Annotated in this window: 1 protein-coding gene; it reads right to left on the reverse strand. The window is 64.6% G+C overall.

The window, feature by feature from the left end; all coding sequences use genetic code 11:
* Positions 1 to 1,278: putative bifunctional diguanylate cyclase/phosphodiesterase (locus tag ACYZGB_RS22755; protein WP_462391263.1), on the reverse strand; the 1,278-nt coding region annotated here is incomplete at both ends.

The following is a 1,278-nucleotide window of genomic DNA, read 5'->3' on the forward strand; positions in this document are numbered from 1 at the left end:
GGGCCGCCCAAACAAATACCCCTGGAACCCCTCACACCCGTGCAGCCGCAGAAAGCTCAGCTGCCCCGTCGTCTCCACCCCCTCCGCCACCACCTCCAGGTCCAAGCTCTTGGCCAGCGCCAGGATGGTCCGCACGATCGCCGCGTCGTTCGGGTCCGAGAGCACGTCCCGCACGAAGCTCTGGTCGATCTTCACCTGGTCCAGCGGCAGCCGCTTGAGGTAACTCAGGCTGGAGTAGCCGGTGCCAAAATCATCGAGCGCAAAGCCCACGCCTTCGCTCTTGAGCTGCACCATGCGCGCGATGGTGTCTTCGATGTCTCCCAGCAGCAGGCTTTCGGTGAGTTCGAGTTTGAGTTTGCGCGGGTCGGCGTTGTGGTTCTTGAGGGTTTGCAGCACTTCGGCCACAAAGCCGGGCTGGCGGAATTGGCGGGCGCTGACGTTGACGGAGATGGACAGGTGGGCGGTGTTGTCGTGCTGGCTCCAGCGCTGCAGTTGTTCGCAGGCGGTTTGCAGCACGTATTGGCCTAAGGGGAGGATCAGGCCGGTCTGTTCTGCCAGGGGGATGAAGTCGCCGGGGCTGATCATGCCGCGCTGGGGGTGGCGCCAGCGCACCAGGGCTTCGGCTCCCATGAGGCGGGCGTGGTGGTCTACCACGGGCTGGTAGTGCACGAGCAGCTCGTTTCTGGCCAGTCCCTGGCGCAGGTCGGCTTCGAGGTTGGAGCGGGCGTTGACTGCTGCCTGCATGTCGGGGTCGAAGAATCTCTGGGTGTTACGCCCTGCGGCTTTGGCCTGGTACATGGCCAGATCGGCGCGCTTCAAGAGTTCGTCCACCGTCAGGCGTTCGTCGCCAAACAGGGTGATGCCGATGCTGGGGGTGCTGTAGTGCTGGGCGCCGTCCAGGTCAAAGGGCTGGTTCAGGTTGGCCAGGAGTTTCTCGGCCACGGTTTCTGCCTGGGTGGCGGCGCTTTGCAGTTCGGGCGCCAGGGCTTCGAGCATGACGACGAATTCGTCGCCGCCAAAGCGGGCCACGGTGTCGGCTTCGCGCACGCTGCCCACCAGGCGGGCGGCCACTTGCGACAAGAGCTGGTCGCCCATGTCGTGGCCCAGGGTGTCGTTGAGGTCTTTGAAGTTATCGAGGTCGATGAACAGCAGTGCGCCCAGGCTTTTGGTGCGCTGGCAGCCGGCGATGGAGCGTTGCAGGCGGTCCAGCAAGAGGCGCCGGTTGGGCAGGCCGGTCAAGGCGTCGTAGAAGGCCAGGCGTTCGATTTCCTGCTCTGC

The sequence above is a fragment of the Acidovorax sp. Q11 genome (assembly GCF_054950075.1).